The organism is Kribbella sp. NPDC051770 (assembly GCF_040681455.1).
Taxonomy (GTDB): Bacteria; Actinomycetota; Actinomycetes; order Propionibacteriales; family Kribbellaceae; genus Kribbella.
In genome coordinates, this window is sequence record NZ_JBFAYT010000008.1 from 430,063 (window position 1) to 453,099 (window position 23,037).

At 71.0% G+C, this 23,037-nt stretch carries 21 protein-coding genes; 10 read left to right on the plus strand and 11 right to left on the minus strand.

Going from position 1 to position 23,037, the window contains the following annotated elements:
• The first annotated feature begins 120 nt into the window (after positions 1-120).
• Positions 121-2,874 (plus strand): hypothetical protein, encoded by a 2,754-nt coding sequence (locus AB0M01_RS27095; RefSeq protein ID WP_363674256.1) that lies wholly within the window; start codon positions 121-123, stop codon positions 2,872-2,874.
• Here the strand turns inward: AB0M01_RS27095 and AB0M01_RS27100 are convergent.
• Both AB0M01_RS27100 and AB0M01_RS27105 read right to left on the minus strand, forming a co-directional pair.
• Positions 2,868-4,352, minus strand: coding sequence for a glycosyltransferase family 39 protein (locus tag AB0M01_RS27100; protein WP_363674258.1), 1,485 nt, complete (start codon positions 4,350-4,352; stop codon positions 2,868-2,870). The genes AB0M01_RS27095 and AB0M01_RS27100 overlap by 7 nt on opposite strands.
• Before the next feature lie 32 nt (positions 4,353-4,384).
• A complete protein-coding gene (locus tag AB0M01_RS27105; RefSeq protein ID WP_363674260.1) occupies positions 4,385-5,101 on the minus strand; it encodes an SDR family NAD(P)-dependent oxidoreductase in 717 nt (238 codons plus the stop codon).
• A gap of 115 nt (positions 5,102-5,216) precedes the next feature.
• Here AB0M01_RS27105 and AB0M01_RS27110 point away from each other — a divergent pair, with 115 nt between their 5' ends.
• From AB0M01_RS27110 to AB0M01_RS27125, 4 genes are all read left to right on the plus strand, one after another.
• Positions 5,217-6,368, plus strand: a complete 1,152-nt coding sequence (locus AB0M01_RS27110) for a GntR family transcriptional regulator (protein ID WP_363674262.1) — start codon at positions 5,217-5,219, stop codon at positions 6,366-6,368.
• Positions 6,369-6,414: 46 nt separating this feature from the next.
• Complete coding sequence (locus AB0M01_RS27115; protein WP_363674264.1) at positions 6,415-8,019, plus strand: histidine kinase; 1,605 nt, start codon at positions 6,415-6,417, stop codon at positions 8,017-8,019.
• On the plus strand, positions 8,016-8,678 hold the full coding sequence (locus AB0M01_RS27120) for a response regulator transcription factor (RefSeq protein WP_363674266.1): 663 nt from the start codon (positions 8,016-8,018) through the stop codon (positions 8,676-8,678). Before AB0M01_RS27115 ends, AB0M01_RS27120 begins: the two co-directional genes overlap by 4 nt.
• A 195-nt stretch (positions 8,679-8,873) precedes the next feature.
• On the plus strand, positions 8,874-10,406 hold the full coding sequence (locus tag AB0M01_RS27125; RefSeq protein ID WP_363674268.1) for an AAA family ATPase: 1,533 nt from the start codon (positions 8,874-8,876) through the stop codon (positions 10,404-10,406).
• A 59-nt stretch (positions 10,407-10,465) separates the two neighbouring features.
• On the opposite strand, the gene AB0M01_RS27130 is transcribed toward AB0M01_RS27125, so the two are convergent.
• The 3 genes from AB0M01_RS27130 to AB0M01_RS27140 are packed head-to-tail and all read right to left on the minus strand — an operon-like array spanning position 10,466 to position 12,830.
• Positions 10,466-11,272 (minus strand): ABC transporter permease, encoded by an 807-nt coding sequence (locus tag AB0M01_RS27130; protein WP_363674270.1) that lies wholly within the window; start codon positions 11,270-11,272, stop codon positions 10,466-10,468.
• Positions 11,269-11,916 (minus strand): DedA family protein, encoded by a 648-nt coding sequence (locus AB0M01_RS27135; protein ID WP_363674272.1) that lies wholly within the window; start codon positions 11,914-11,916, stop codon positions 11,269-11,271. The genes AB0M01_RS27130 and AB0M01_RS27135 overlap by 4 nt, the downstream gene beginning before the upstream one ends.
• Positions 11,913-12,830, minus strand: a complete 918-nt coding sequence (locus tag AB0M01_RS27140) for an ATP-binding cassette domain-containing protein (protein ID WP_363674274.1) — start codon at positions 12,828-12,830, stop codon at positions 11,913-11,915. The genes AB0M01_RS27135 and AB0M01_RS27140 overlap by 4 nt, the downstream gene beginning before the upstream one ends.
• A 225-nt stretch (positions 12,831-13,055) precedes the next feature.
• Here AB0M01_RS27140 and thrS point away from each other — a divergent pair, with 225 nt between their 5' ends.
• Both thrS and AB0M01_RS27150 read left to right on the plus strand, forming a co-directional pair.
• A complete protein-coding gene (gene thrS, locus AB0M01_RS27145; protein WP_363674276.1) occupies positions 13,056-15,077 on the plus strand; it encodes a threonine--tRNA ligase in 2,022 nt (673 codons plus the stop codon).
• A complete protein-coding gene (locus tag AB0M01_RS27150; RefSeq protein ID WP_363674278.1) occupies positions 15,074-15,721 on the plus strand; it encodes an HIT domain-containing protein in 648 nt (215 codons plus the stop codon). Before thrS ends, AB0M01_RS27150 begins: the two co-directional genes overlap by 4 nt.
• Here the strand turns inward: AB0M01_RS27150 and AB0M01_RS27155 are convergent.
• On the minus strand, positions 15,718-16,548 hold the full coding sequence (locus AB0M01_RS27155; protein ID WP_363674280.1) for a hypothetical protein: 831 nt from the start codon (positions 16,546-16,548) through the stop codon (positions 15,718-15,720). The two genes, AB0M01_RS27150 and AB0M01_RS27155, sit on opposite strands and share 4 nt — an antisense overlap.
• A gap of 551 nt (positions 16,549-17,099) precedes the next feature.
• On the opposite strand from AB0M01_RS27155, the gene pgsA reads away from it, so the two are divergent.
• From pgsA to AB0M01_RS27170, 3 genes are read left to right on the plus strand one after another with little or no spacing between them, the layout of a single operon-like run.
• Positions 17,100-17,870 carry a phosphatidylinositol phosphate synthase gene (gene pgsA, locus AB0M01_RS27160; protein ID WP_363674282.1) on the plus strand — a complete coding sequence of 257 codons (771 nt, stop codon included), beginning with the start codon at positions 17,100-17,102 and terminating at the stop codon, positions 17,868-17,870.
• Between the two features lie 2 nt (positions 17,871-17,872).
• Positions 17,873-18,739: a phosphatidylinositol mannoside acyltransferase gene (locus tag AB0M01_RS27165; protein ID WP_363674284.1), complete on the plus strand. Its 867-nt coding sequence runs from the start codon at positions 17,873-17,875 to the stop codon at positions 18,737-18,739.
• 3 nt (positions 18,740-18,742) lie between these two features.
• Positions 18,743-19,837 (plus strand): glycosyltransferase family 4 protein, encoded by a 1,095-nt coding sequence (locus AB0M01_RS27170; protein WP_363674286.1) that lies wholly within the window; start codon positions 18,743-18,745, stop codon positions 19,835-19,837.
• 44 nt (positions 19,838-19,881) lie between these two features.
• Here AB0M01_RS27170 and AB0M01_RS27175 read toward each other — a convergent pair whose 3' ends face one another.
• Genes AB0M01_RS27175 through AB0M01_RS27195 form a run of 5 tightly spaced genes read right to left on the minus strand, consistent with a single transcriptional unit; the run spans position 19,882 to position 22,896 of the window.
• Positions 19,882-20,316 (minus strand): VOC family protein, encoded by a 435-nt coding sequence (locus tag AB0M01_RS27175; RefSeq protein WP_363674288.1) that lies wholly within the window; start codon positions 20,314-20,316, stop codon positions 19,882-19,884.
• A 45-nt stretch (positions 20,317-20,361) separates the two neighbouring features.
• Entirely contained in the window at positions 20,362-20,622 is a 261-nt protein-coding gene (locus tag AB0M01_RS27180) for a zf-HC2 domain-containing protein (RefSeq protein WP_363674290.1), read from the minus strand.
• The gene (locus tag AB0M01_RS27185) at positions 20,619-21,239 is read right to left on the minus strand and encodes a sigma-70 family RNA polymerase sigma factor (RefSeq protein WP_363674292.1); all 621 of its coding nucleotides are present in this window, start codon (positions 21,237-21,239) and stop codon (positions 20,619-20,621) included. The genes AB0M01_RS27180 and AB0M01_RS27185 overlap by 4 nt, the downstream gene beginning before the upstream one ends.
• 4 nt (positions 21,240-21,243) lie before the next feature.
• On the minus strand, positions 21,244-22,449 hold the full coding sequence (locus AB0M01_RS27190) for an MFS transporter (protein ID WP_363674294.1): 1,206 nt from the start codon (positions 22,447-22,449) through the stop codon (positions 21,244-21,246).
• A 42-nt stretch (positions 22,450-22,491) separates the two neighbouring features.
• Entirely contained in the window at positions 22,492-22,896 is a 405-nt protein-coding gene (locus tag AB0M01_RS27195) for an HIT family protein (RefSeq protein ID WP_363674296.1), read from the minus strand.
• Positions 22,897-23,037 lie beyond the last annotated feature (141 nt).

A 23,037-nucleotide genomic window follows, 5' to 3' on the forward strand; every position in this document is an offset into this window, starting at 1 on the left:
GGCGCGGCGGGCGCGCGCAAACAACATCGCCCGATGGGACTTTGCACCGACCATCGCGTTCTGTCCGGTAACTCCCCGGGCAGGATAGGTTTCGCGCGGTGATCAGTGAGGGTCACGCGGATGACTTCTGGGGGGCATGTGTCTGGCGCTGCTGGGGGCGGGTTCGAGGGGTTCGAGGCGCTGGTTGAGCTGGTGCGGTTGCGGTATCGGCGGTGGCGGAAGTGGTTGGGGCGGGAGGACACGCCGCCGATGTTGGCTTGTGTGCAGCCGACGTTGCATCAGCGGCCGGGCCTGCTGGCAGGGATCGGGGAGCAACTGCGGCCGCGGGATCGGCGGCAGAAGCCGGTGCCGTTCGGGTACGTCGATCTGGGGTCGCACCGGACCACGCGGTCGGATGCGGATCATGATCTGGCGCCGATCGATGTGAAGGACGTCGAGCAGCTGCGGACGGTGCTGGCGGCTGTGACCGGGCAGTTGGGGACGGGGAACGGCGGCAACTACAAGTTTCGGCGGTTCTTTCTCGTCAACTGGTTGATGAAGATCGAGGTGCCGGAGCCTGAAGGTGGGCCGCCGGCGATCAGCGGCCGGATGTTTCGGCGGACGCTCGCGACCGCGGGGGATGACGGCGCGGCGGCTGCCCGGTACGCCGTGGAGAGTCTGCCGCGGTTCGTCGCTGCGGGGCTGCTGTTCGTGGTGATGGGATTCCTACGAGTCCTGCACAGCGGTCGGATCCCGGGGCGCTACCGCTGGTTTCGGAACCAGGACTTCCTGCCGCGTGGCGACGACAGCTTCGCGGAGCTCGCGTACCGGATCACCGCTCACCAGTGGCGGTCGCAGGATCCGGGACAGATCGCGCGGCTGCTCGTCGGCGCGTTCTTGCAGGATCTTCGGGAGGCCTATCCTCGCCGCGGTCTGCTCCGCAGGTACCGCACGACCTTCCCGATCGTGCTGCTCGACGGGATCACGCGCGACAACGGCGGCTACCCGCTGATCCGGACCGTCGCGGACGTACGGAACGCGACGCGCACGTTCGACCCGCTGCTGCTGATCACGTCCAGCCGCCTCGTGCCGCCGTTGGCGGAGCCGCCGGCCGAGGACTCGTCGTTGGAGAGCAAGACCCCGGCGGAGCTGGTGCAGGGGTGGAACGAGCGGATCGAGGCGTTGAGCCGGCGGCGGGAGATCGTTGCCTGGATCATCCCGATCACCGTGCACGCGCGGGACGAGAACGAGCCGGCGGGGCCGCCGGCGCGGTTCCTGAGCCGGCCGCCGACGCCGTGGCGGCGGACGCGGGTCGCTCGTGGGGTGGCGGCGCTGGTCGCGCTGGCGGTGATCGGTGGCAGTTACACGGCGTACGGCGTGGTCGACGACGAGCGCCGCTGCGGTGACGGGTTCCAGTGGCGGGACGGGACCAGCTGGGTCGGGTCGGACCCGATCGCGGACTCGGTCGCGCGCATCGACGGCACCTGCGTCGGTGTCTCCGACGGGTCGAACAGCCTGCTGCTGCCGAGCACGCAGTTCGACGACGTGCGCGGCCTGATCTTCGCCCAGAACGAGAAGGTACGCCGGGTGCACGCGGAGACCGGTCGCCCGTTGATGACGCTGGTGTTCGTCGCGGCCGTGGCCGACCAGGTCGGGATCGACAACGCCCTGGCCGCGCAGCGCGAGCAGCTGGCGGGGATGGCGGTCGTCCAGGCCCGGCAGCTCGATCGCAACCGCGACGGCGAGCCGCTGCTCCGCGTACTGATCGCGAACGCCGGGCCGCAGCTCGGCCACACCAAGTTCGTGGTCGACCGGTTGCGGGTGCTGATGAAGGACGACCCGAGCATCGTCGCCGCGACCGGGCTGCACGAGAGCCGCGAGTCGACGCAGGCGATGGTCAAGGAGCTCGCCTCGGCCGGCATCCCGTCGATCGCGGCGACGCTGACCGCGGACACGATGGTCGACACCTCGCGGCTCTACTTCCAGATCTCGCCGCAGAACCGCCGCGAGGCCGCGGTCGCCGCGGCGTACCTGAACCAGTTGATGGCCTCCGGCAAGGACGCGTTCGGGCACCGGCTCACCCGCCGGGCGCGGCTGTACAAGTCCGCCGACCCGAAGGACACCTACAGCCAGAACCTGGCCGCCGACCTCCAGGAGAGCCTCGCGCAGCGCGGGATCGCGGTCACGACGAGCGAGATCCGGCCCGACGGTCAAGGCGCGGGTGGGACGGACGCGGAGGCGGCCGGCCGGGACGCGTGCGACGCCGCGGGTGCGGCCGTCCTGTACGCCGCCCGCGGGCTGGTCGACTTCCAGGCGTTCCTCGACGGCATCACCGATCGATGCCCGAAGCAACCGCCGTACCTGCTGGCCGGGGACGACGTCACCAAGCACGTCGCCGAGCGTGCGGTGAGTGCGGCGAACCGGGCGGTGCCGTACCAGTACCTGTCGCTCGCGATCGCGCCCGAGCTCGGGGGAGCGGCCTCACCGGCGGCGGCGAACTTCTACCAGCGGCTGAAGGAGCTCTTCGACTACGAGGGCGACCCGCAGCGGTCGCGCACGCTCGACGGGCACGCCGCGCTGAGCTTCGACGCCGGGTACAGCGCGGTCCTGGCGGTCCGGTTCCTGGCCGAGAACAACATCGCGATCAGCAGCGCGACGCTGTGGCCGGCGTTGCTGTCGATCACCGACCACGCGGGGCAGCAGCGCCGGTACGAGGGCGTCACCGGGACGATCGACTTCGGTGGGCGGATCGACCAGCGGGTGCCGGTCAACAAGCCCGTCTACATCGTCACCTTCAAGGACGGCCGGGCGACGGCGAAGGACAACCTGGTCTGCGGTGCTCCCGCCGGTCGCGAGAGCACCCTGACCCGGCCGTGGTGCCCGATCGATCAGTAGTAGCGGCGCAGGTCCGGCCAGAGCTGCGACCACGGCTTGGCCGGGCCGGTGCAGACGAGAACGTAGGCGCCTTGTTCCTCGTTGTCGACGTCGTGGCCGTTGTCGACGCGGGCGGCTTCGGTGCAGGTGCCGAAGTGCGACTCGTACTGCGGGGCGCGTTCCTGGGTCACGACGACGACTGGGCCGTCGTGGTCGTCGGGCGGCGCGGGCCAGTCGGCGTAGCTCATGTGGCCCGAGTACGCCGTGGGCAGGTCGGTGCCGTACTTGGCGAGCGCGCCGGCTTCGCCGTAGTTGGAGGCGAAGATGACGGCGCGGGCGCGATCGTCGGCCGGGAGCTGCTGCCAGACGGTCGTGACGGCGCGGGTGAGTTCGGGCCAGCCGATCTGTTCGCCTTGCTCGGCGTTCACCGGGAGGACGAGGTTGACGGCCGACTCGGGGAGCACCGGCAGAGTGAACGCGGCGGAGGTGATCGCGGTGAGGAGGGCTGCCGCGGCGAAGACCGTACGGCGTACTGCCTGACGCCCGCCGTGAAGCCAGTCGAGCGTCGGTTGGGTGCCTGCGGCAACCAGCACGAGGAGCAGCGGCAGGGCGTAGTACGACTTGCCGCCGGTCGCGAGGACGATGACGCACAGGATCGGGTAGGAGAGCGCGACCGGGCGCGACCAGCGCAGCGCGGGCGTGCGCCAGAGGCGTAGGAAGCCCGCGATCCAGACCGGCAGGAGGAAGGGGGAGAGCTGCGCGATCTGGAGCGGGACGAACATGATCCGGTTCTCGGTGCCGTCGTCCTCGCTGATGCCGCCGGCGACGATGAGCTGCGGCCAGTCGTTCGCGGCCTGCCAGATCAGGTTGGGAGCGGCGATCAGGGCGGCCGCGGCGATGCCCGCGGGGAGGTGCCAGGTCTTCAGGACGCTGCGCGGACCAGTGACCAGTACGGCGATCAGCAGCGCTGCCAGCGGAAGGACGACGAGGTACTTGTTCTCCAGCGCGACGCCCGTAGTGACGCCGAGCGCGATCCACCAGCGCGGGTCGTTCGTGCGGAGCAGGCGGAGCGCCAGGAAGGCGATCACCATCCAGGCCAGCAGGTCGAACGTCGCGGTGGAGACCATGTGGCCGGTGCCGAGGACGAAGCCGGACAGCGCCGTGCAGACCGCGGCGAATATCTGAGCGTTGCGCTCTCCCGCGAGCTCGCGCGCGATCAGGGCGACGACGACCACGGTGAGCGCGGCGCTGAGCGTCGCGACGACGCGCAGGCCCATCGGGTTGTCGCCGAAGAGCGTGATCGAGATCTTGGCGAGCAGTGGAGTGAGCGGCGGCTGGTCGGTGTAGCCCCAGGCCAGGTGGTCGGCGGCGACGCGGAAGTAGAGCTCGTCGCGGTGGTAGCCGTACCGGCCGGACAGCGCGGTGAGCACGGCGGCGACGGCGAGAGCAATGAGAGTGACGGGGACGGTGGCGAAGGCAGGGACCGACGGGCGCGTCATGCGCGAATGTTGCCAGTCGGCGGGGGCCTCAGCTAGGGCTCGAGCAACTCGGGGGAGCGCTCTCTGTCGAGCAGGACGACGCGGCCGGCGAGGGCGTCGTCTTCGATCAGCCGGACGACTGTGTCGGTGAGGGTTTGGAGGGGGATCAAGGCGGGTCCGCGCTCGGCCGGTGGGAGGGCTTCGCGCTCGGCGATGCCGCGGTCGGTGGCGACCCAGTCGGGGACGACGCAGTTGACGCGGACGCGATGGGTTTCGCGGAGCGGCGCCAGTGTGCTGGTGAAGCGGATCAGGGCGGCTTTGGCGGCGCTGTATTCCGGGGAGACGTGCGGGCCGAGCCCGCGGCCGGCGGTCGAGCCGAGGTTGATGACGACGCCGCCGCCGGCTTCGCGCATGGGGTCGAGGACGAGCTGGGTGGCGAGCATCGGGGCGCGGAGATTGAGGTCGAGTGACGCCGACCAGCGGGCCGGGTCGGCGTCGGGGAAGCACGGGCGCAGGACGGCGCCACCGCCGGCGTTGTTGACGAGGATGTTGGGGCGAGTGCGGTCGAGGAGCGCGGTGAGCGCTTGGTCGTCGAGGACGTCGAGATGTTCGTACTGCGCTGAAATGGTTCTGGCAGCTTCCTGTCCTGCTGTGTCGTCCACGTCGACGAGGACGACCTCGGCCCCCTCGGCGGCCAGCCGGGCGGCGATCGCTCGGCCGGTGCCGACAGCGGCGCCGGTGACCAGGGCTCGTTTCCCGGAGATCTCCATGCGGCCCACCCTGCCCGGCGGCACCGACAGAACTGGTTGGTATGAGACAGGGCACTTGTCTGGAGCGGGGTTGGGTGTTTTGGTATGTCAACCTGCCCGCCGAGAGGAGGCTCGGATGACGCTGCTCTACGAGCAGATCAGTGCGCACGTGCTGGAGGAGATCCGCAGCGGCGTGCTCGGGCCCGGTGACCGGGTCGCCTCCGAGATGGAGCTGGCGGCGCAGTTCGAGGTCAGCCGGATCACGTCGAAGCGCGCGCTCGAAGTGCTGCGGGAGGCGGGGCTGATCGAGCGCATCCGTGGGAAGGGCTCCTTCGTCGTCCAGGACCTGCCGGACCTGGAGGGCGTCACGACGCCGCTGCGCGGCCGGATCCGGAGCCGGCCGGCGCGCAAGCGCCCGGGGACGATCGGCCTCGTCGTACCGGACGTGTCGGAGGCCTACGGACTGGAGCTGCTGCGCGCGATCGAGGAGCGCTGCGCCGATCACGGCGTCCACCTGCTCGTACGCCGTACGCGGGGCCGCCAGCCCGACGAGGAGAAGGCCGTCGACGCGTTCGTCGCCTCCGGCGAGGTGGACGGGATGATCGTGTTCCCGGTGCACGGCGACTACTACAACGCGAGCCTGCTCCGGCAGGTGCTCGACGGCTACCCGATCGTGCTCGTCGACCGGCACCTGTCCGGCATCCCGGTGGCGGCGGTGCACACCGACAACGTCGCGGCGGCGCGGGCGCTGACCGAGCGGCTGCTCGAACGCGGGCACCAGGAGATCGCGTTCGTGTCGCCGCCGCCGCTGAACACGTCGAGTATCGAGGAGCGGCTGAAGGGTTTCCGCGCGGCCTTCGGAGAGCGCTCCCCGAGCGATCTCCGGGCGCACCAGCTCACGACCCTGCGCGCGACTTTGCCGGGGTCGTTCACCCCGGAGAGCGTGGACGCGGACGTCGCGACGATCCGCGCGTTCCACGCTGAGTCGCCCGAGGTCACGGCGTACGTCGCGTGCGAGTACAACCTGGCGCGGATGCTCGACCGGGCACTCGCGTCTCCGGGCTCTGCGTCGCGGACGGCCTCGGCCGGCAGCCGCTCAGCGCCGGTGATCGCGTGCTTCGACTCCCCGGGCGACCCGATCTCCGGTACGCCGTACCTGCACGTCCGCCAGGACCAGGAGGAGATGGGTCGCCAGGCCGTCGACCTGCTGCTGGCGAGGCTGCGCGGCGAGACGGTGCCGAACCTGTCCCTGGTCCCGTTCCAGCTGGTCGATGCCGACGACAACTGACTTTCGGCAGTACTGCGGTGACGTCGTCGGTGTGTAGCGTCGGACGGTGACGTGGCGGCGGGCGGGTGACCTCGGGCTGTGGGCCGGTCTGTCCTTCCTCGTGGTCGCAGAGAGCGGTTCCCGGGGCGACCCGTACTGGTTCATGGGCGGGTGCGTCGCGCTGCTGGCCGTCGCGGTGCTGCTCCGGCGGACCAGGCCGCTGATCGCGCTCTCCGCGGTGATCTTGGCCGAGGCGGTGATCATCGGCGGTGCGACCATGAACGCGACGCTGGGGACACCGGTCGCGCTGGTCCCGGCGATCTCGGTGTTCGCGTACCTGGCCGGGCGGCGCGAGACGCAGCTCCGGTCCTTCGTCGCCTTGTCGAGCGCGGCGGTGGTGCTGGTGCTCGCGTTGATGCTGATCCTGGCTCACGACATGTCGGTGGCCGACTCGGTGCTCAGCTGGCTGGCCGTCGTACTGGGCACGCTCGTGTTCGCCGTGATGCCGTGGCTGATCGGCCGCTACCGCGCGCAGCAGGCGCTGCTCGCGACCGCTGGGTGGGAGCGCGCCGAGCGGATCGAGCGGGAGCAGCAGCTCGAGGTCGACCAGGTCCGGCTGCGAGAGCGCTCTCGGATCGCTGAGGACATGCACGACTCGGTGGGCCACGAGCTGAGCCTGATCGCGCTGCGCGCCGCCGCGCTGGAGGTCGATGCGGAGCTGCCGGAGCGGCACCGGCGGGCCGCGACCGAGCTGAGAGAAGCGGCCGCGACGGCGACCGAGCGGCTCGGCGAGATCATCGGCGTACTGCGGGACGCGGAGGCGCAGGCGCCTGTCGTGCCGAGTGACGAGTCGGTCGCGGAGCTGGTCGAGCGAGCGGCGGCGTCAGGGCTGGCGGTGCGGCTGGTGCAGGAGGGCGCGGCCGAGGCGTCGCCGATGGTCGACCGGGCGATCCACCGCGTGGTGCAGGAGTCGCTGACGAACGCGAGCAAGCACGCTCCGGGCGCCGAAGTGGTGGTCACGCTGACGCGCCGCGAGGACGAGATCGTGGTGAAGGTCGCCGACACGGGAGCGACGCGGGCCGCGGAAGTCGTGTCGAGTGGAACGGGGCTTGCGGGACTCGCCGAGCGCGTGCGTTTGGTGGGCGGAACGCTAACCGCAGCACGGTCCGGGACCGGGTTCGAGGTCGTCGCTCGCGTACCGCGAGGCGGCGGCCGGCCCGAGCCCGTCATCACCCCACGCACCGCCACCGCCGACGAGCTCGACGTCGTACGCCGGCGAGCCCGCCGCGGCCTGGTCACCGCGCTCCTCGTCCCGGCCGGCCTCGCCGCCGCGATCGGCGTCATTGCCCTCGGCTACTACCTGGTGACCGGCTTCAACTCGGTCCTCCCGCCTCCCCAGTATGACGCCCTCCGGATCGGGCAGAGCCGAGCCGACGTCGACCCCGTGCTCCCCAAGATGCAGATGCTCGACCCGCCACGGCAGCGCGCGACCGAGCCCGACGGCTGGAACTGCCACTACTACCGCCCCGACGGCCCGTTCTCGATCACCTACGCCTATCAACTCTGCTTCCACGACAACGTTCTGGTGTCCAAGGCGATCGTCCAGACCGGATCGATCGCGCCGACACCGGAGACCACCACCGGTCCCGAACCGGAAGAAGGGTCCCGATGATCAGGGTGCTGCTGGCCGACGACGAGGCGATGGTCCGGGCCGGGGTCCGGGCGATTCTTGCCTCCGACGACCGGATCGACGTGGTCGCCGAGGCCGGTGACGGGGCCGAGGCGGTCGAGCTCGTGCAGAAGCACCGGCCGGACGTCGCGGTGCTCGACATCCGGATGCCGCGGATGGACGGGCTCGCGGCCGGTGCGGAGATCCGCCGGACGACGCCGGACACGGCGGTGGTGATGCTGACGACGTTCTCCGAGGACGCCTACATCGCGAAGGCGCTCGGCGACGGCGCGAGCGGGTTCCTGCTGAAGTCCGGGGACCCGCGGGAGCTGATCGCCGGGCTGAAGGCGGTCGCGGACGGTGCGGCGTACCTGTCGCCGAAGATCGCGCACCGGGTGATCGCCGAGCTCGGTGCCGGCAGCGGCGGCGGCCGGATGGCCAGGGCTGCTGAGGCGAAGGAGCAGATCGGCGTCCTGAGTCCACGTGAACGCGAGGTGCTGGCGCTGGTCGGCGCCGGGCTGTCCAACGCCGAGATCGCCGCGCGGCTGTATCTCGTCGAGGGCACCGTGAAGGCGTACGTGAGTGCCGTACTGACCCGGCTGGACGTGAAGAATCGTGTCCAGGCAGCGATCATCGCCTACGAAGCGGGCCTGGTGAACTGACCGCGTTGTTGGCTGACGCCGCAATGGGTACCGGCGTCACGTGGCCGGAAGGGGCCGCCGACGCTCCGGCGGGTGACACCGGATGGACACTTGGTCATGGGATAGTGGGACCTCCCGGCGGGACCGTTGCCCGGGAGGACCAGCAGAGCCGGGGCGGCGGCACCGCCTCGTTGAGAGAATCAGGGGACCCAGGTCGTGACCGACTCGCACAACTCCGGACAGCACAAGGACCGGGAAGCGGCGGCGGCCGAGGTCCGGAGGATGTGGCAGCCGACGCCGTCCTGGAGCCAGCCGGACCCCGGCGCCCAGGCCGAGCCCGAGGCGACCGAGCCCGCCGAGGAGAACCAGGACGCCCTGGCTCAGGAGTTCCCCGGCGACTCGTGGTCCAAGCCGAGCCAGCCGGGCCAGGCGACGCCGTACAGCAACAGCCAGCCGGAGGCCGGTACGCCGAGCAGCGCCGGTGCTGGTAGCGGTAGCGGTGCTGGTGCGCACAGCGCCGGTACGGCGGGCGCCCACAGCGCGAGCACGCCCGAGCCCGAGACGAACCCGTGGGGCTCCAGCAAGGCGAGCAGCGGCGAGGCCAGCTCGTGGAGCATCGCCAACCCGGGCTCCGCGAGTGGTGCTCCCACCGGAGCTCCGGCCGCGACGCCTGCGGCAGCAGGTCCGCCCGCTGCCGACCCGTGGACGCAGCCGGCCGAGCAGCCCGAGCAGCAGGCGCCGCAGCTGTCTCCCACCGCCCAGCAGTTCTTCCCGCAGGGCATCCCGAACCAGCACCCGCAGCAGCCCCAGCGCGAGGTGTCGTACCGCGCCGAAGAGCTGATGCAGGCGCTGCCGCTCCCGCGGGAGGCCCCGGCCGAGCGCGGTGTCCGCAGCGTGCTGCGGCTGCGTCCGGGCAGCTCCGAGCGGGTAGAGCGGATCGCTCGCGCCACCGCGGCGACGGCGTTCCGGCGTCCGGTGACGATCACCGTGGCCAACCCCAAGGGCGGCTCGGGCAAGACGCCGACCACCCTGCTGCTGGCCGGTGCGCTCGGCCAGGCCCGTGGTGGCGGTGTGGTGGCCTGGGACAACAACGAGCTGCGCGGCAACATGCACCTGCGCACCCACGACACCAACGCCCGCTCCACCGTCACCGACCTGCTGCAGGCGATGCCGATGCTGACCCAGCCGGACGCCCGGCTCGGCGACGTCGCGGCGTACCTGCGGCACCAGGTGGCCGGCCAGTACGACGTGCTGACGTCCGCGACCACGACGTACTCGCAGATCGAGGCCAAGGACTTCGACCAGATCCACCGGCTGCTGAGCCGCTTCTACAAGGTGCTGGTGATCGACACCGGCAACAACGAGGGCTCCAGCAACTGGCGCGAGGCGATGAAGGCGTCCGATGCGCTGGTCATTCCGATCAAGTGGAAGAGCCTGTCCTGCGCTGCCGCCGTGCAGATGCTGGAGGAGCTCGACCACCAGGGCCCGGAGGCCCAGCGGCTGATCCGGCGCGCGGTGATCGCCGTCAGCAACGGTCCCGGCGACGTCAACAAGGAGGTCGAGAAGCAGCTGCGCCCGTACTTCGAGTCGCGCGCCGCCGCTGTCGTCGACATCCCGACCGACCCGCACATCGCTGCTGAGGGTGCGCTGGACCACTCGGCGCTGCAGCCTTCCACGCGGCGTGCCGGGCTGGAGCTGGCGGCCAAGGTCGCCGAGCAGATCACCATCGCGCTCAACGTTCCTCGCTGAGTCGCTGAGTCGCTGAGAGGAGGGGGCTTCCGCTGGGAAGCCCCCTCCTTCTGCGTGGGTCAGGCGTCGCGCCGCTCCAGCACTCTGAGCCCCAGCGCGAGTCCACCGACCGCCCACACCACCAGTACGCCGAGAGCGGCCGCTGGTGACAGCAGGTCGCTGCTGCCGCCCAGGAACGCCTCACCCGCGCCGCCTGGCAGCAGCGCGGCCAGCCACTGCAGTGCGCTGATGCTGCTCTGCCCCAGCATCAGCGGGACGACCATCAGCAGCAGGAACGCTGCCGTCAGCGTGCCGGCGGTGTTGCGGATCAGGAACGCGATGCCGGCTGTGAAGAGCCCGGCGAGCATGGCGTAGACACCGATCTGCAGCAGCTCCGTCACGAGCGCCGACGCGGTCCAGTCGGCCCAGCGGCCGGCTGCGAGGCCGGCGCCGACTGCTGCGACCAGGCCCAGCAGTGCGCCGTACAGGAAGAGCACGGGGGCCAGTACGACGGCCTTGCCGAGGACAACGTTCCGGCGTACGGGCGTCCACTGCACGGTGCTGCGGATGCTGCCGGTGGCGTACTCCGACGTCACCGGGACCATCGCGAACGCCGCGATCACCACCTGCACGATCATCAGCGCACCGACCGCCATCGCCCCGACTTCTGCAGGCGGAGCGGGCAGGCGGTCCGGCGCTGGGTTGTCGCGTTCGAAGGCCGCGCTGAAGCCGAGCTGGAGCCCCAGCAGGCCGGTCAGCAGCACGGCGCCGACCATGTTCAACCAGGTCGAGCGGACCGACCAGAGCTTCGTCCACTCCGACGCCACCGCGCCGCGCAGGCCGCCGGACGTCGACGTGTGGTGGACGGTGATGGTTGCCGTACTCATCGTTCTCCTACGGTGGTGAGCTCGACCTCGAGCTGAGGTTCAGGGGTGCGCCTCTTGCGGCGCTGGTGCCGGACGACCTCGACCAGCAGCGTGACGGCCATTGCGAGACCGATGCCGAGGAGCACGCCCTTCAGCGGGTTGTCCTCGAAGGCCTTGCCGCCGATGTAGCCGACCAGGGAGCAGTAGACGCCCCAGCTGATCGCTGCAAGTCCGGCGAAGAGCGAGAACTTGCGGGCCGGGTAGCGGACCGCTCCCATGGTCAGCGTGACCGCGGTGCGACCGCCGGGGATGTAGCGGGCGACCACCAGGACCAGTCCGCCGCGTTCGGCGAGTGCTGTGCGTGCCCACTGGGTCATGGCGTGCCGCTTGGTTCCTGGCTTGGTCCTGTCGATCAGCCGGCCTCCTGCGCCCCGGCCGAGGAAGTAGGAGACGTGGTCGCCGAGGAAGGCACCTGCTGCGGCGATCACGATCACGCCGTACAGGTTGGGCTCGCCGGTGGCTGCGAACACTCCAGCGGTGACGACCAGCGTCTCGCTGGGGATCGCCGGGAAGAACCCGTCGAGCGCTGCGAAGCCGAAGAGGGCCAGGTAGATCCACCAGGAGGACATCAGCTCCTCGGTGAAGTGCAGGATCGCGTCACTCATGAGGCCACCGCCATGCCGTACTGCACGCTGTCAGCAGTCAGCTCCATGTAGGCCTCTTCCAGCGACGCCTGCTGTGTGGACAGCCCGTGCACCCGTACGCCGAGCTCGTAGGCGAGGTCGCCGACCCGCTGCACCGGTACGCCGGTCACGACGAGCTGGTCGCCCCTGGACTCGACCTGCTCGGCCTCAGCGGTCAGCCGGTCCCGCAGGGCCGCTCTGGCGTTGGCGTCCGGGACTGTGACGTGCACGGAGGTCCGCGACGAGCCGGCGATCACCTGGTCGATCGGTGCGTCGGCGATCAGCCTGCCGCGGCCGATCACCACCAGCTGGTCCGCGGTCAGCTGCATCTCGCTCATCAGGTGGCTGGACACGAAGACGGTCCGGCCCTCCGCCGCCAGCGAGCGCATCAGCTGCCGGACCCAGCGCACGCCGTCCGGGTCGAGGCCGTTGACCGGCTCGTCGAACATCAGGATCTCCGGGTCGCCGAGCAGCGCGCCGGCGATCCCCAGCCGCTGGCCCATGCCGAGCGAGAACTGACCGGCGTGCTTGCCGCCGACCTCGTCGACACCGACGATCCGCAGTACTTCGTCGACCCGGCTGACCGGTACGCCGTTGCTGCGGGCCATCGCGACCAGGTGGTTGCGGGCGCTGCGGCGCGGGTGCAGCGCCTTCGCGTCCAGCAGTGCGCCGACCTTGGCCAGCGGGACCGGCCAGTCGGCGTACGGGCGGCCGTCGACCAGTGCCTGCCCCGCGGTCGGGCGGTCGAGGCCGAGGATCATCCGCATCGTGGTGGACTTGCCGGCGCCGTTCGGACCGAGGAAGCCGGTCACCCGGCCCGGCGAGATGGTCAGGTCGAGCGCGTCCACGGCGGTCGTTCCGCCGTGGTGCTTGGTGAGTCCTGCGAGGGTGATCACGGCTGCCCTTCCGGTTCCTGGAGTGTGCTTCGAACTTAGAAATCCGGAGGGGGCCGGCACATCGGACCAACGGCTGGACGGACCCCCGACTTTCGTCAGGTCGGGGCTACGACCGGGGGACCGCGGCCTGGCCTGTGGATGGCGTGTCAGGGCCTGCGGCGGAAGTGGATACCATCACTGCGTGACCGGCAGCTGGGCCGATCACGCAGACCCGAGGAGAGCAACGTGTCGGAAGTCAAGGTCCATCTGATCGGCGTCGAGGGCGAGGCTGAGCGGAGTGTGACCGAGACGACGACGATCGGGGAGCTGTTCGCCGAGCTGTTCGGCCAGGACCGCTCCGCCATCGCCGCCCGGGTCAACGGTGAGCTGCGGGACCTGTCCCGGGTGGTCGCCGACGGTGACGAGATCGAGCCGGTCAAGGCCGGTTCCGAGGACGGCCGCGCGATCATCCGGCACTCGACCGCGCACGTGCTCGCGCAGGCGGTGCAGGAGCTGTTCCCGGAGGCCAAGCTGGGCATCGGCCCGCCGGTCGAGAACGGGTTCTACTACGACTTCGACGTCCCGACTCCGTTCACCCCCGACGACCTGGGTGCGCTGGAGAAGAAGATGCAGCAGATCATCAAGGAGCGGCAGCGGTTCAGCCGCCGGGTGGTCTCCGACGACGACGCGCGCAGCGAGCTGGCCGCCGAGCCGTACAAGCTGGAGCTGATCGGGATCAAGGGCTCCGCGGCCGACGCCGCCGAGGGGGCCTCGGTCGAGGTCGGTGGCGGCGAGCTGACGATCTACGACAACGTCCGGCGCGACGACAGCGTGGCCTGGAAGGACCTGTGCCGCGGGCCGCACGTGCCGGCGACCGGTTACCTGGGCAACTTCAAGCTGATGCGCACCGCGGCGGCGTACTGGCGGGGGAGCGAGAAGAACCCGCAGCTCCAGCGGATCTACGGCACGGCGTGGGAGTCCCGCGACGAGCTGAAGGCGTACCTGACCCGGCTGGAGGAGGCCGCCAAGCGCGACCACCGCAAGCTCGGGACCGAGCTCGACCTGTTCAGCTTCCCCGACGAGATCGGCTCCGGCCTGGCCGTCTTCCACCCCAAGGGCGGCGTGCTGCGCAAGGTGATGGAGGACTACTCCCGCCAGCGCCACGTCGAGGACGGCTACGAGTTCGTCTACTCGCCGCACATCACCAAGGCGCAGCTGTTCGAGACCTCGGGCCACCTGGACTGGTACGCCGACGGCATGTACCCGCCCATGCACCTCGACGAGGAGCGCGGGCCGGACGGCGAGATCCGCAAGCAGGGGCAGGACTACTACCTGAAGCCGATGAACTGCCCGATGCACAACCTGATCTTCGACGCGCGCGGGCGGTCCTACCGTGAGCTGCCGCTGCGGCTGTTCGAGTTCGGGACGGTGTACCGGCTGGAGAAGTCCGGTGTCATCCACGGGATGACCCGGGCCCGCGGCTTCACCCAGGACGACGCGCACATCTACTGCACCCGCGAGCAGATGCGCGACGAGCTGAAGAACCTGCTCACCTTCGTGCTCGGCCTGCTGGCCGACTACGGCCTCGACGACTTCTACCTCGAGCTGTCGACGAAGAACCCGGAGAAGTTCGTCGGCTCCGACGAGGTCTGGGAAGAGGCGACCGAGACGCTGCGCGAGGTGGCCGAGTCGTCTGGTCTCGAGCTGGTCCCGGACCCGGGCGGCGCCGCGTTCTACGGCCCGAAGATCTCCGTCCAGGCCCGCGACGCGATCGGCCGCACCTGGCAGATGTCGACGATCCAGCTCGACTTCAACCTTCCCGAGCGCTTCGAGCTCGAGTACACGGCTTCGGACGGTTCGCGGCAGCGGCCGGTGATGATCCACCGGGCGCTGTTCGGCTCGATCGAGCGGTTCGTCGCGGTGCTGACCGAGCACTACGCCGGCGTCTTCCCGCCGTGGCTCGCGCCGGTCCAGGTGATCGGCATCCCGATCACCGACGGGCACGTCGACTACCTGTTCGAGATCGCCCAGCAGCTCAAGGCGCAGGGCATCCGGATCGAGGTCGACGCCTCCGACGACCGGATGCAGAAGAAGATCCGCAACGCCCAGAAGTCGAAGGTCCCGTACATGCTGATCGCCGGCGACGAGGACATGGCCGCGGGCTCGGTCTCCTTCCGCTACCGCGACGGCACCCAGAAGAACGGCGTCCCGATCGCCGACGCGATCACCGAGATCGTCGAGTCGGTCCAGAAGCGCGTCCAGGTATGACGGATCCCGGGGCGACTCCTCCGGGTGCCGGGGGACCGCCGTCGCCCGGAGCGCAGCCGTCGGCGGCCGGCGGGCGGCCGCCTGGTTCGCCGTACGAGCCGGACGAGTTGGTGGAGCAGGTGGGGGTCGGCGACGCCGACCCGTTCCTGCGGTTGTGGACGCCGCACCGGATGGCGTACATCGCTGGCGAGAACAAGCCGACGAGCGACGCCGAGGGTGCGTGCCCGTTCTGCCGGATCCCGTCGCTGCCGGATGCCGACGGGCTGATCGTCCAGCGCGCGGGGGCGGCGTACGCCGTACTGAACCTGTACCCGTACAACCCCGGGCACCTGATGGTCGTCCCGTACCGGCACGTCGCGGACTACACCGAGCTGACTCCCGCGGAGGTCGCCGACGTCGCCCGCCTCACGCAGGAGGCGATGGTCGCCGTCCGCGTGGTCTCGGCGGCGCACGGTTTCAACATCGGCATGAACCAGGGCGAGATCGCCGGCGCGGGCATCGCGGCACACCTCCACCAGCACGTCGTCCCGCGCTGGGGCGGCGACACCAACTTCATGCCGGTGATCGGCCAGACCAAGGTCCTCCCGCAACTGCTCGCGGACACCCGCTCCCTCCTCGCGAAGAACTGGCCGGCGGAGGCCTAGCGGAGGAACAGCGGCAGGAGCGGGTCGACGATGTCGAGCAGGGAGGCCAAGGGGATCTCCCGGGGTGGGTCGGTCAACGCGCTGACGCGGACCACTCGGCGGCCGTTGCGGAAGACCAGTTCTCCTTGGGCGGGCAGATAGTAGCCCGGTCGGCCGATCGGGGCCGAGCGCGGCGGGGGAGTCTGGTTCGCCTCGGGGATCGTGTCGGCGTTGAGGGACTCGACGATGGCGACCGTGGCTTCGGTGGTGCCCCAGATGCAGGTGAGGGCTCCGTTGACGCGGTAGTCGCGACGGAGCTGGACGAGGACACCGATGAAGCGCTCGGCCATCGCGTTCGACACCTGGCAGGCCGCGTCGGACTGGCGGGCCGGGCGGATCACCTGCGGTACGGCGTTGCGCGCCGAGACCGCGACGCGGAGCAGTTCGCCGTCGGGGAGCCCGGAGGCGCTGGTGACCCGGACGATGCGGTCGCGGGTCTCGAAGACGATCCCGCGGCCGCTGGTCCGCGCACCCGGTCCGAGATCCCGCGCTGAGCCGCCGAGCTTGTCCGCGGGCTCGAACATCCCGAGCGTGTTCGCGACCCGCTCGAGCGTCCCCGGGTGCGCCGGGAGCGAGCTGACACCGATCGTCACCGGCTGCCCGCCGACGACGAGCGTGCACAGGTCGAACGCCGGCAGGCCGCCGTCGTTCCACCCGAAGGCCTTCGCAACCCACTTGCTGCTCGGCCGCCGTACGAGGTTCTCCGGCGCGGCCACCGCCGCGCAGGCATGTGGACCGGCCTGCCCGACGCTGCCGTCCACACCTTCGGGTTGTGGCGGTGCGATCACAGTAGGCACCACCGCAACTGGCCGCGGCGGCTCCACCGGCGGCTCGTCCGCCCGCTGTGCGACCGAGCAGCCAGGCAGTAAGCCGACGGCTAGCAGGAGGAGGCCAGTACGGCGTACCGGCCGCATCAGGTCGCTCCGATGCAGTGGGCGAGTGGAGGCGGGGTGGTGCTTGCGGGGAGCGTACGGGGCGGGTGGAGGTGGAGGAGGTCGGTTCGGGGCACCGCGCGGGGTAGGTCGGTTGGGCGGGCGAGGCGGAGGTGGTCGGCTCCGCGCACCGCGCGGAGCAGTTCGCTCGCGCGCACCTGGTGGAGCTGGCCTCCTGTGGGCAACAGCAGGCGCAGGGCGGCGCGGCGTACCGGCGCAAGTTGGCCGGTTCGGTGGGCCGGGCGGGGGTTGGGCATGGGGGTCTCCGCGGCCGGGGGGCTTGGGCGGGTGATGCCATGGTGCGCCTCGGGTGTGCGGGTTCGCCAGTGCTGCCGGAGCGGCTGGGAGGGGTGTCGGGGTGGCGCTGTCACCTGTTGGTGGCCGGGCTGGACTACGATCGCGTCGCCATGCTTAACAGATTCCGGCAGTTCTGGACCAAGGTGATCACGCCGATCGCCACCCTTCTGCTGCGGCTCGGGGTGAGCCCGGACGCGGTCACCCTGGTCGGCACGATCGGCGTCGCCGCGGGTGCGCTGGTCTTCTTCCCGCGCGGGCAGCTGTGGATCGGGACCCTGGTGATCACGCTGTTCGTGTTCTCCGACCTGATCGACGGCTACATGGCGCGGACGTCGGGCACGTCGTCGAAGTGGGGCTCCTACCTGGACTCCACCCTCGACCGGCTCGGCGACGGCGCGATCTTCGGCGGGCTCGTGCTGTTCTACGCCAACTCCCGCGCCGGCGACTCGACGCTGATGGCGGCGGTGACGCTGTGGGCACTGGTGATGGGCGCGACCACGTCGTACGCGCGGGCGAAGGCGGAGAGCCTCGGCCTGCACGCCAGCGGTGGTCTGGCCGAGCGGGCCGACCGGCTGGTGTCGGTGCTGGTCGTCGGCTTCTTCTCCGACGTGTTCAACCTGCCGATCCTGCTGCACATCGTCCTGTGGTACCTGGCGATCGCCAGCACGATCACCGTCGTGCAGCGCACGCTGTCGGTCCGCAAGCAGGTCCTCGCCGATCCGGCCAACGCGGGCCTCGGTACGCCGCCGAGCGGAAACGCGGGTACGCCGACGGGCGGCAGTACGGCGCCCGGCGGCGGTCCGCTGGCCGATGGCAGCTCGGCCCCCGGCGGCAACGAGCCTCCCGCCGACGGCCCCGAGCACCCCAGCTCCACCAGCTGACGATGGACGGTCTGCGCCAGCGCTCGGTCGACCTGGCCTTCGCGCTGGCGTGGGCCCTCGTACGCCGCCTCCCGGAGCCGGTGGTGACCTGGCTGTTCACCCGCGCCGCCGACTTCGTCGTCAAACGCGACGGCAGCGGCGTCCGCCGGTTCCGCGCCAACCTGGCCGTTGTCCGCCCGGCAGCCACAGCCGACGAGCTCGATGCGCTTGTCAGCGCCGGCATGCGCTCCTACCTGCGCTACTGGCAGGAGGCATTCCGCCTCCCCGAGTGGGACGACGACCGCATCGTCGGCCGCGTCCGCACGGTCAACGAGGAGCGCCTCCGCGACGCCCACGCCGCCGGCAAGGGCGTCATCTGCGCCCTCCCGCACCTCGCTAACTACGACCACGCCGGCGCCTGGGCCGGGCGCACCGGCATGCCCGTCTCGACCGTCGCCGAGCGGCTCAAGCCCGAGTCGCTCTTCGACCGCTTCGTCGCCTACCGCGCGAAGCTCGGCATGGAAGTCCTTCCGCTGACCGGCAGCGACGAGCACGTGTTCGGCGTACTGGCCGAGCGCCTTCGCGCGGGCGGTTTCGTCTGCCTGGTCGCCGACCGGGACCTGTCCGAGCGTGGTGTCCCGGTCGAGTTCTTCGGACGCAAGTCCCGGATGCCCGCCGGCCCGGCCGCGCTCAGCGTCCGCACCGGCGCCCCGCTGATCCCGGCGACACTCCACTACGACGGCCCCGACCTCGTGATCACCTTCCACCCGCCGATCCCGCGCGAGGGCGGTCCGGCCGCGATGACGCAGCGCTGCGCGGACGCGTTCGCCGAAGGCATCGCCGCGCACCCGCAGGACTGGCACATGCTGCAGCGCATCTTCGTGGACTGACCGATGCGGATCGGCATCGTGTGCCCGTACTCCCTCGGTACGCCGGGCGGCGTGCAGAACCACGTCCGCGACCTCGCCGAGGCGCTGCTCGCCCGCGGCCACCAGGTCTCGGTGCTCGCCCCGGTCGACGACGACCAGGTACCGCCGTACGTCGTGTCGGCCGGTCACGCGGTCGGCGTCCCGTACAACGGCTCGATCGCCCGCGTCACCTTCGGCCCGCGCACCGCGGCGCGGGTCCGGAACTGGCTGGCCGACGGCCGGTTCGACGTCGTTCACGTGCACGAGCCGACGACCCCGAGCGCGTCGATCCTCGCGCTCTGGGCGGGCGACGGCCCGTTCGTCGCCACGTTCCACACCTGGCAGGTCCGTTCCCGCGCGATGAGCGCCGCGTCCGGTCTGCTCCGGCCGGCGCTGGAGAAGCTCGACGCCCGGATCGCGGTCTCGGAGAACGCCCGCTCGATGATGGTCCAGCACATCGGTGGCGAGGCGGTGGTGATCCCGAACGGCCTGTACGTCGACCGCTTCGCGGGCCGGGTCCGCCCGGAGTGGCGTGGCACCGACGGCACGATCAGCTTCATCGGCCGGATGGACGAGCCGCGCAAGGGCCTCGCGGTGCTCCTCGCCGCGGTTCCCGCGCTGGTCACGCAGCGGCGCGGCCTGAAGGTGCTGATCGCGGGGACCGGCCAGGGGGAGGAGGCGCGGCGCTCGCTTCCGGCGTACTGCCGCGACAACGTGATCTTTCTCGGCGCGATCGACGACGAGGCCCGCGCGGACATGCTGGCGGGCTCGGATCTGTTCGTCGCGCCGCACCTGGGCGGCGAGAGCTTCGGGATCGTGCTGCTGGAGGCGATGGCCGCCGGCGCTCCGGTCGTGGCCAGCGACTTCACCGCCTTCCACCAGGTCCTCGACGGCGGCCGGCTCGGGGAGCTGTTCGAGCCCGGTTCGCCGGACGCGCTCGTCGCGGCGGTTCTGCGCCTGCTCGCCTCGCCCGACGAGCGCGGCAAGCTGCGCGACGCCGGGCTGTCCGCCGTCCGCCGGTACGACTGGTCGACGCTCACCGACGAGATCCTGGCCGTGTACGAGCTGGTGGTCAGCTGAGGCAGCGGCGATCCTCGCGCTGATCTGTGACGGGTTGAAGCGGCCTACACCTCCTCCGCGAGGCCGACGAAGATCCCGGACGGGCCGCGCAGGTAGCAGAGCCGGGTCGTGTCGCCGTACTGCGCGATCTGGCCGGCCAGTTCGCCGCCGAGCGGGCGCAGCCGGGCGACGACGTCCTCGATGTCGGTCACGGAGAACATCACCCGGTGCGTGCCGACGATGTTGTGCGGCGGCTTCTGCGGCGCGGGTGCGGCGACAGGGGAGAGGTACTGCGAGAGCTCGAGCCGGCCGGGTCCGTCCGGGACCTTCATCATCGCGATCCGGCAGTGGACGCCGTCGAGACCGACGCACTGGTCGGCGAAGCCGCCGACGACCTCGCCCTCACCTTCGAGCGTCAGGCCGAGCTCGGTGAAGAAGGCAACCGCAGCCGTCAGGTCGTCGACGACGATGCCGACGTTCTCCATCCGCTGGAGCGTCATGGTGGTTCTCCTCGGGTCGGGCGGCCGGTGCGGCCGCTGGTGACCCTAGGACGAAGCCGGTCCGGGCTCCTCGACATCGCGGCGACGGAAAGCTTCGAGCAGGCTCGCGCGCGAAGCGGAACTCAGCGCATCGGTGGGCAGGCTGTTGAGCGCCCGCGTCGTGCGCCGGACCTGGTCGAGGTAGTGGTCGCAGCCCTCGCAGCCGTCGAGGTGCGCGACGAAGGCCTGCTCCTCGGCCGGGGTGAGAGCGCGTTCCAGGTACGCCGTGACCTGTTCGACGAACTGCCGGCACTCGAGCTCGTTCACGAGGATTCCTCCTGGGTGTAGTACGTCTCCAGCCTGCCGCGCACGAACGCACGGGCGCGGTGCAGCAGCACCCGCTGGTTGGCCGCGGTGATGTCGAGCAGCTCGCAGACCTCGTCCGAAGCCCAGCCCTCGGCGTCGCGGAGCGCGATCACGATCCGCTGCCGCTCCGGCAGCTCCTCGAGCGCGGCGATCAGCAGCTCCCGTACTTCGGAACCGAGCGCTCCGCTCTCCGGCCAGCGGGCCGGCGGCTCCCACCAGTGCCCGGGGAACGGGTCGCCGTCGGCCTGGAAGCGGCGCGGGTCGACCGAGATCGCGCTCTCCAGTTTCTCGGTCGGGACGATCCGGTGCTCCCGGATCCCGCGGCGCTTGGCCGTGTTGGTGAGGATCCGGTAGACCCAGGTCCGCAGCGACGAGCGTCCCTCGAACCGGTCGAGGCCCTCGACCACCGCCAGCCACGCCTCCTGCACGACCTCGGCCGCCGACTCGTCGGTCGAGACGTAGCTCCGGGCGAGCCGGAGCATGCCGGGGGACCAGCGGTCGAGAACGAGCGAGAACGCGCTCTCTTCGCGCGCACACAACCGGCGCACGAGCACGGTGTCCACGGGCAGGTCCTCCATCGGTTCAGGCTAGTGACCGGTGGCGGGCGACCCACAGCAACGCACCGGCGGCCAGGACGACGGCGCCCGCGAGCAGCCAGCCGGCGCCGTACACGTCGGTCTCCTGCGTGACCGCGCCGAACCCGAGCGCGAACGGCGTGAACAGCAACCAGGAGACGGCGCTGATGCCCGACGCGACGCCGGTCCGGATCGTGGAGTCGACGGCGTCGTGCACCAGGTGGCTGACGTGGATCCCGATCACCACGACGAGCACGGTGAGCGTCACGATCGCGACGGTCAGCACGGCCAGGCTCCCGCTCGTCAGCAGTACGCCGGAGCAAGCGAGCATCACCAGAGCGACCGTTGCCGCGGGCAAGCGCCGGTTGAGGTGCAGCCGCCCGGCGAGCAGCCCGCCGAGGCCGAGCGCGCTCACGACACCGGCCCAGAACGGCCCGTAGAAGCCGGCCGGCGCGTCCAGTTCGAGCAGCCACAGCGGGCCGAACTCGTACATCGCCTGCAGGATCAACGCCGCCAGCACCGCCGCCGTCGCCACCGGAACCAACCGGCCGCGATGCAGGATCGCGCGCACGGTCACCCGCAGATGCTCGCGCAGCGGAGAGCGCTCACCTGTCTCGTGCAGCCGCGGCTCGCGGAACCGGGAGAGCGCGATCAGCGACCCGGCCACGAACGGCAGCGTCACGAAGTACGTCAGCCGGGTCGACGACACGGAGGCGATCCACCCGCCGGCGAGCGCGCTCGTGACGAGCGCGGCGCTCTCGATCAGCCGGATCCGCCCGATCTCCCGCTCGTACGCCGTACTGGTGCCGGTCTGTTCGAGCACGCTGTCGTAGACGACCGCCTCGACGGTGCCGGAGTAGAGCGCGAAGTACACCCCCAGCACCGTGCCGGCGACGAGGTAGGTCACCACGTTCTGGCTCAGCGCCCCGATCAGTACGGCGACGAGCAGCGCGACCGCTGCCACCACCAGGACCCCGCGTCGCGACCAGCGGTCGGCGAGGACGCCGGACAGCACCTCGGCGGCCGGGACCAGCCCGGCGTACGCGGCGGCCAGCACGCCCATCGCCGCCGCGTCGAAGCCGATCTCGGTCATGAACAGCTTCTCCACCGGCACCCAGAACGCGATCCCCTGGAGAAACGCCATCAGCTGCAGCGGCGCCAGCCGGGCGCGCAGCGTGCCGGTGCGGACGGTGGGGTGCAGCGTCAGGGTCATACCGGTGCAGTGTCAGAGACCCCCGCGAGCGTTACACCGCGATCAGCGCAGCTCCTCCGCGGTCTCCGCGATCACGTTCGGGTCGCCCGGCTTCGGGTGCCAGGGCAGCTGCAGCGGGTCGTCCTTGTACCGCGGTACGACGTGCAGGTGGGTGTGGAACACGCTCTGCCAGGCGTCGGCGCCGATGCAGCTGAGCAGGTTCGCGCCGTCGGCGTCGAGGCGCTCGATCACCCGGCCGACCAGCGACTGCGCGAGCAGCGTGGCGGCGGTCAGGTCCTCGGCGGTGGTCTCGCGCAGATCGGTGGAGTGCGCTCTCGGGACGACCAGCAGGTGGCCACGGGTCGCCGGGTTGATGTCCATGAACGCGATCGCGCGGTCGTTCTCGGCGACCTGCTGGGACGGGATCGAACCCGCGACGATTCCGCAGAAAAGACAGTTGTCGGTCATGCGGCCAGCCTAGAGCCGCGGGGTCCGCCGGCCGGCGCCGGTCGCGCTGGGACAGGCGGGCCGACGCTGGCTTAGACTGCGCGGGCCGAGAGGGCCGCGTGAGGTGAGCGCTCTCCGGCAGTGCTGAGGCCCAGGAGGGGA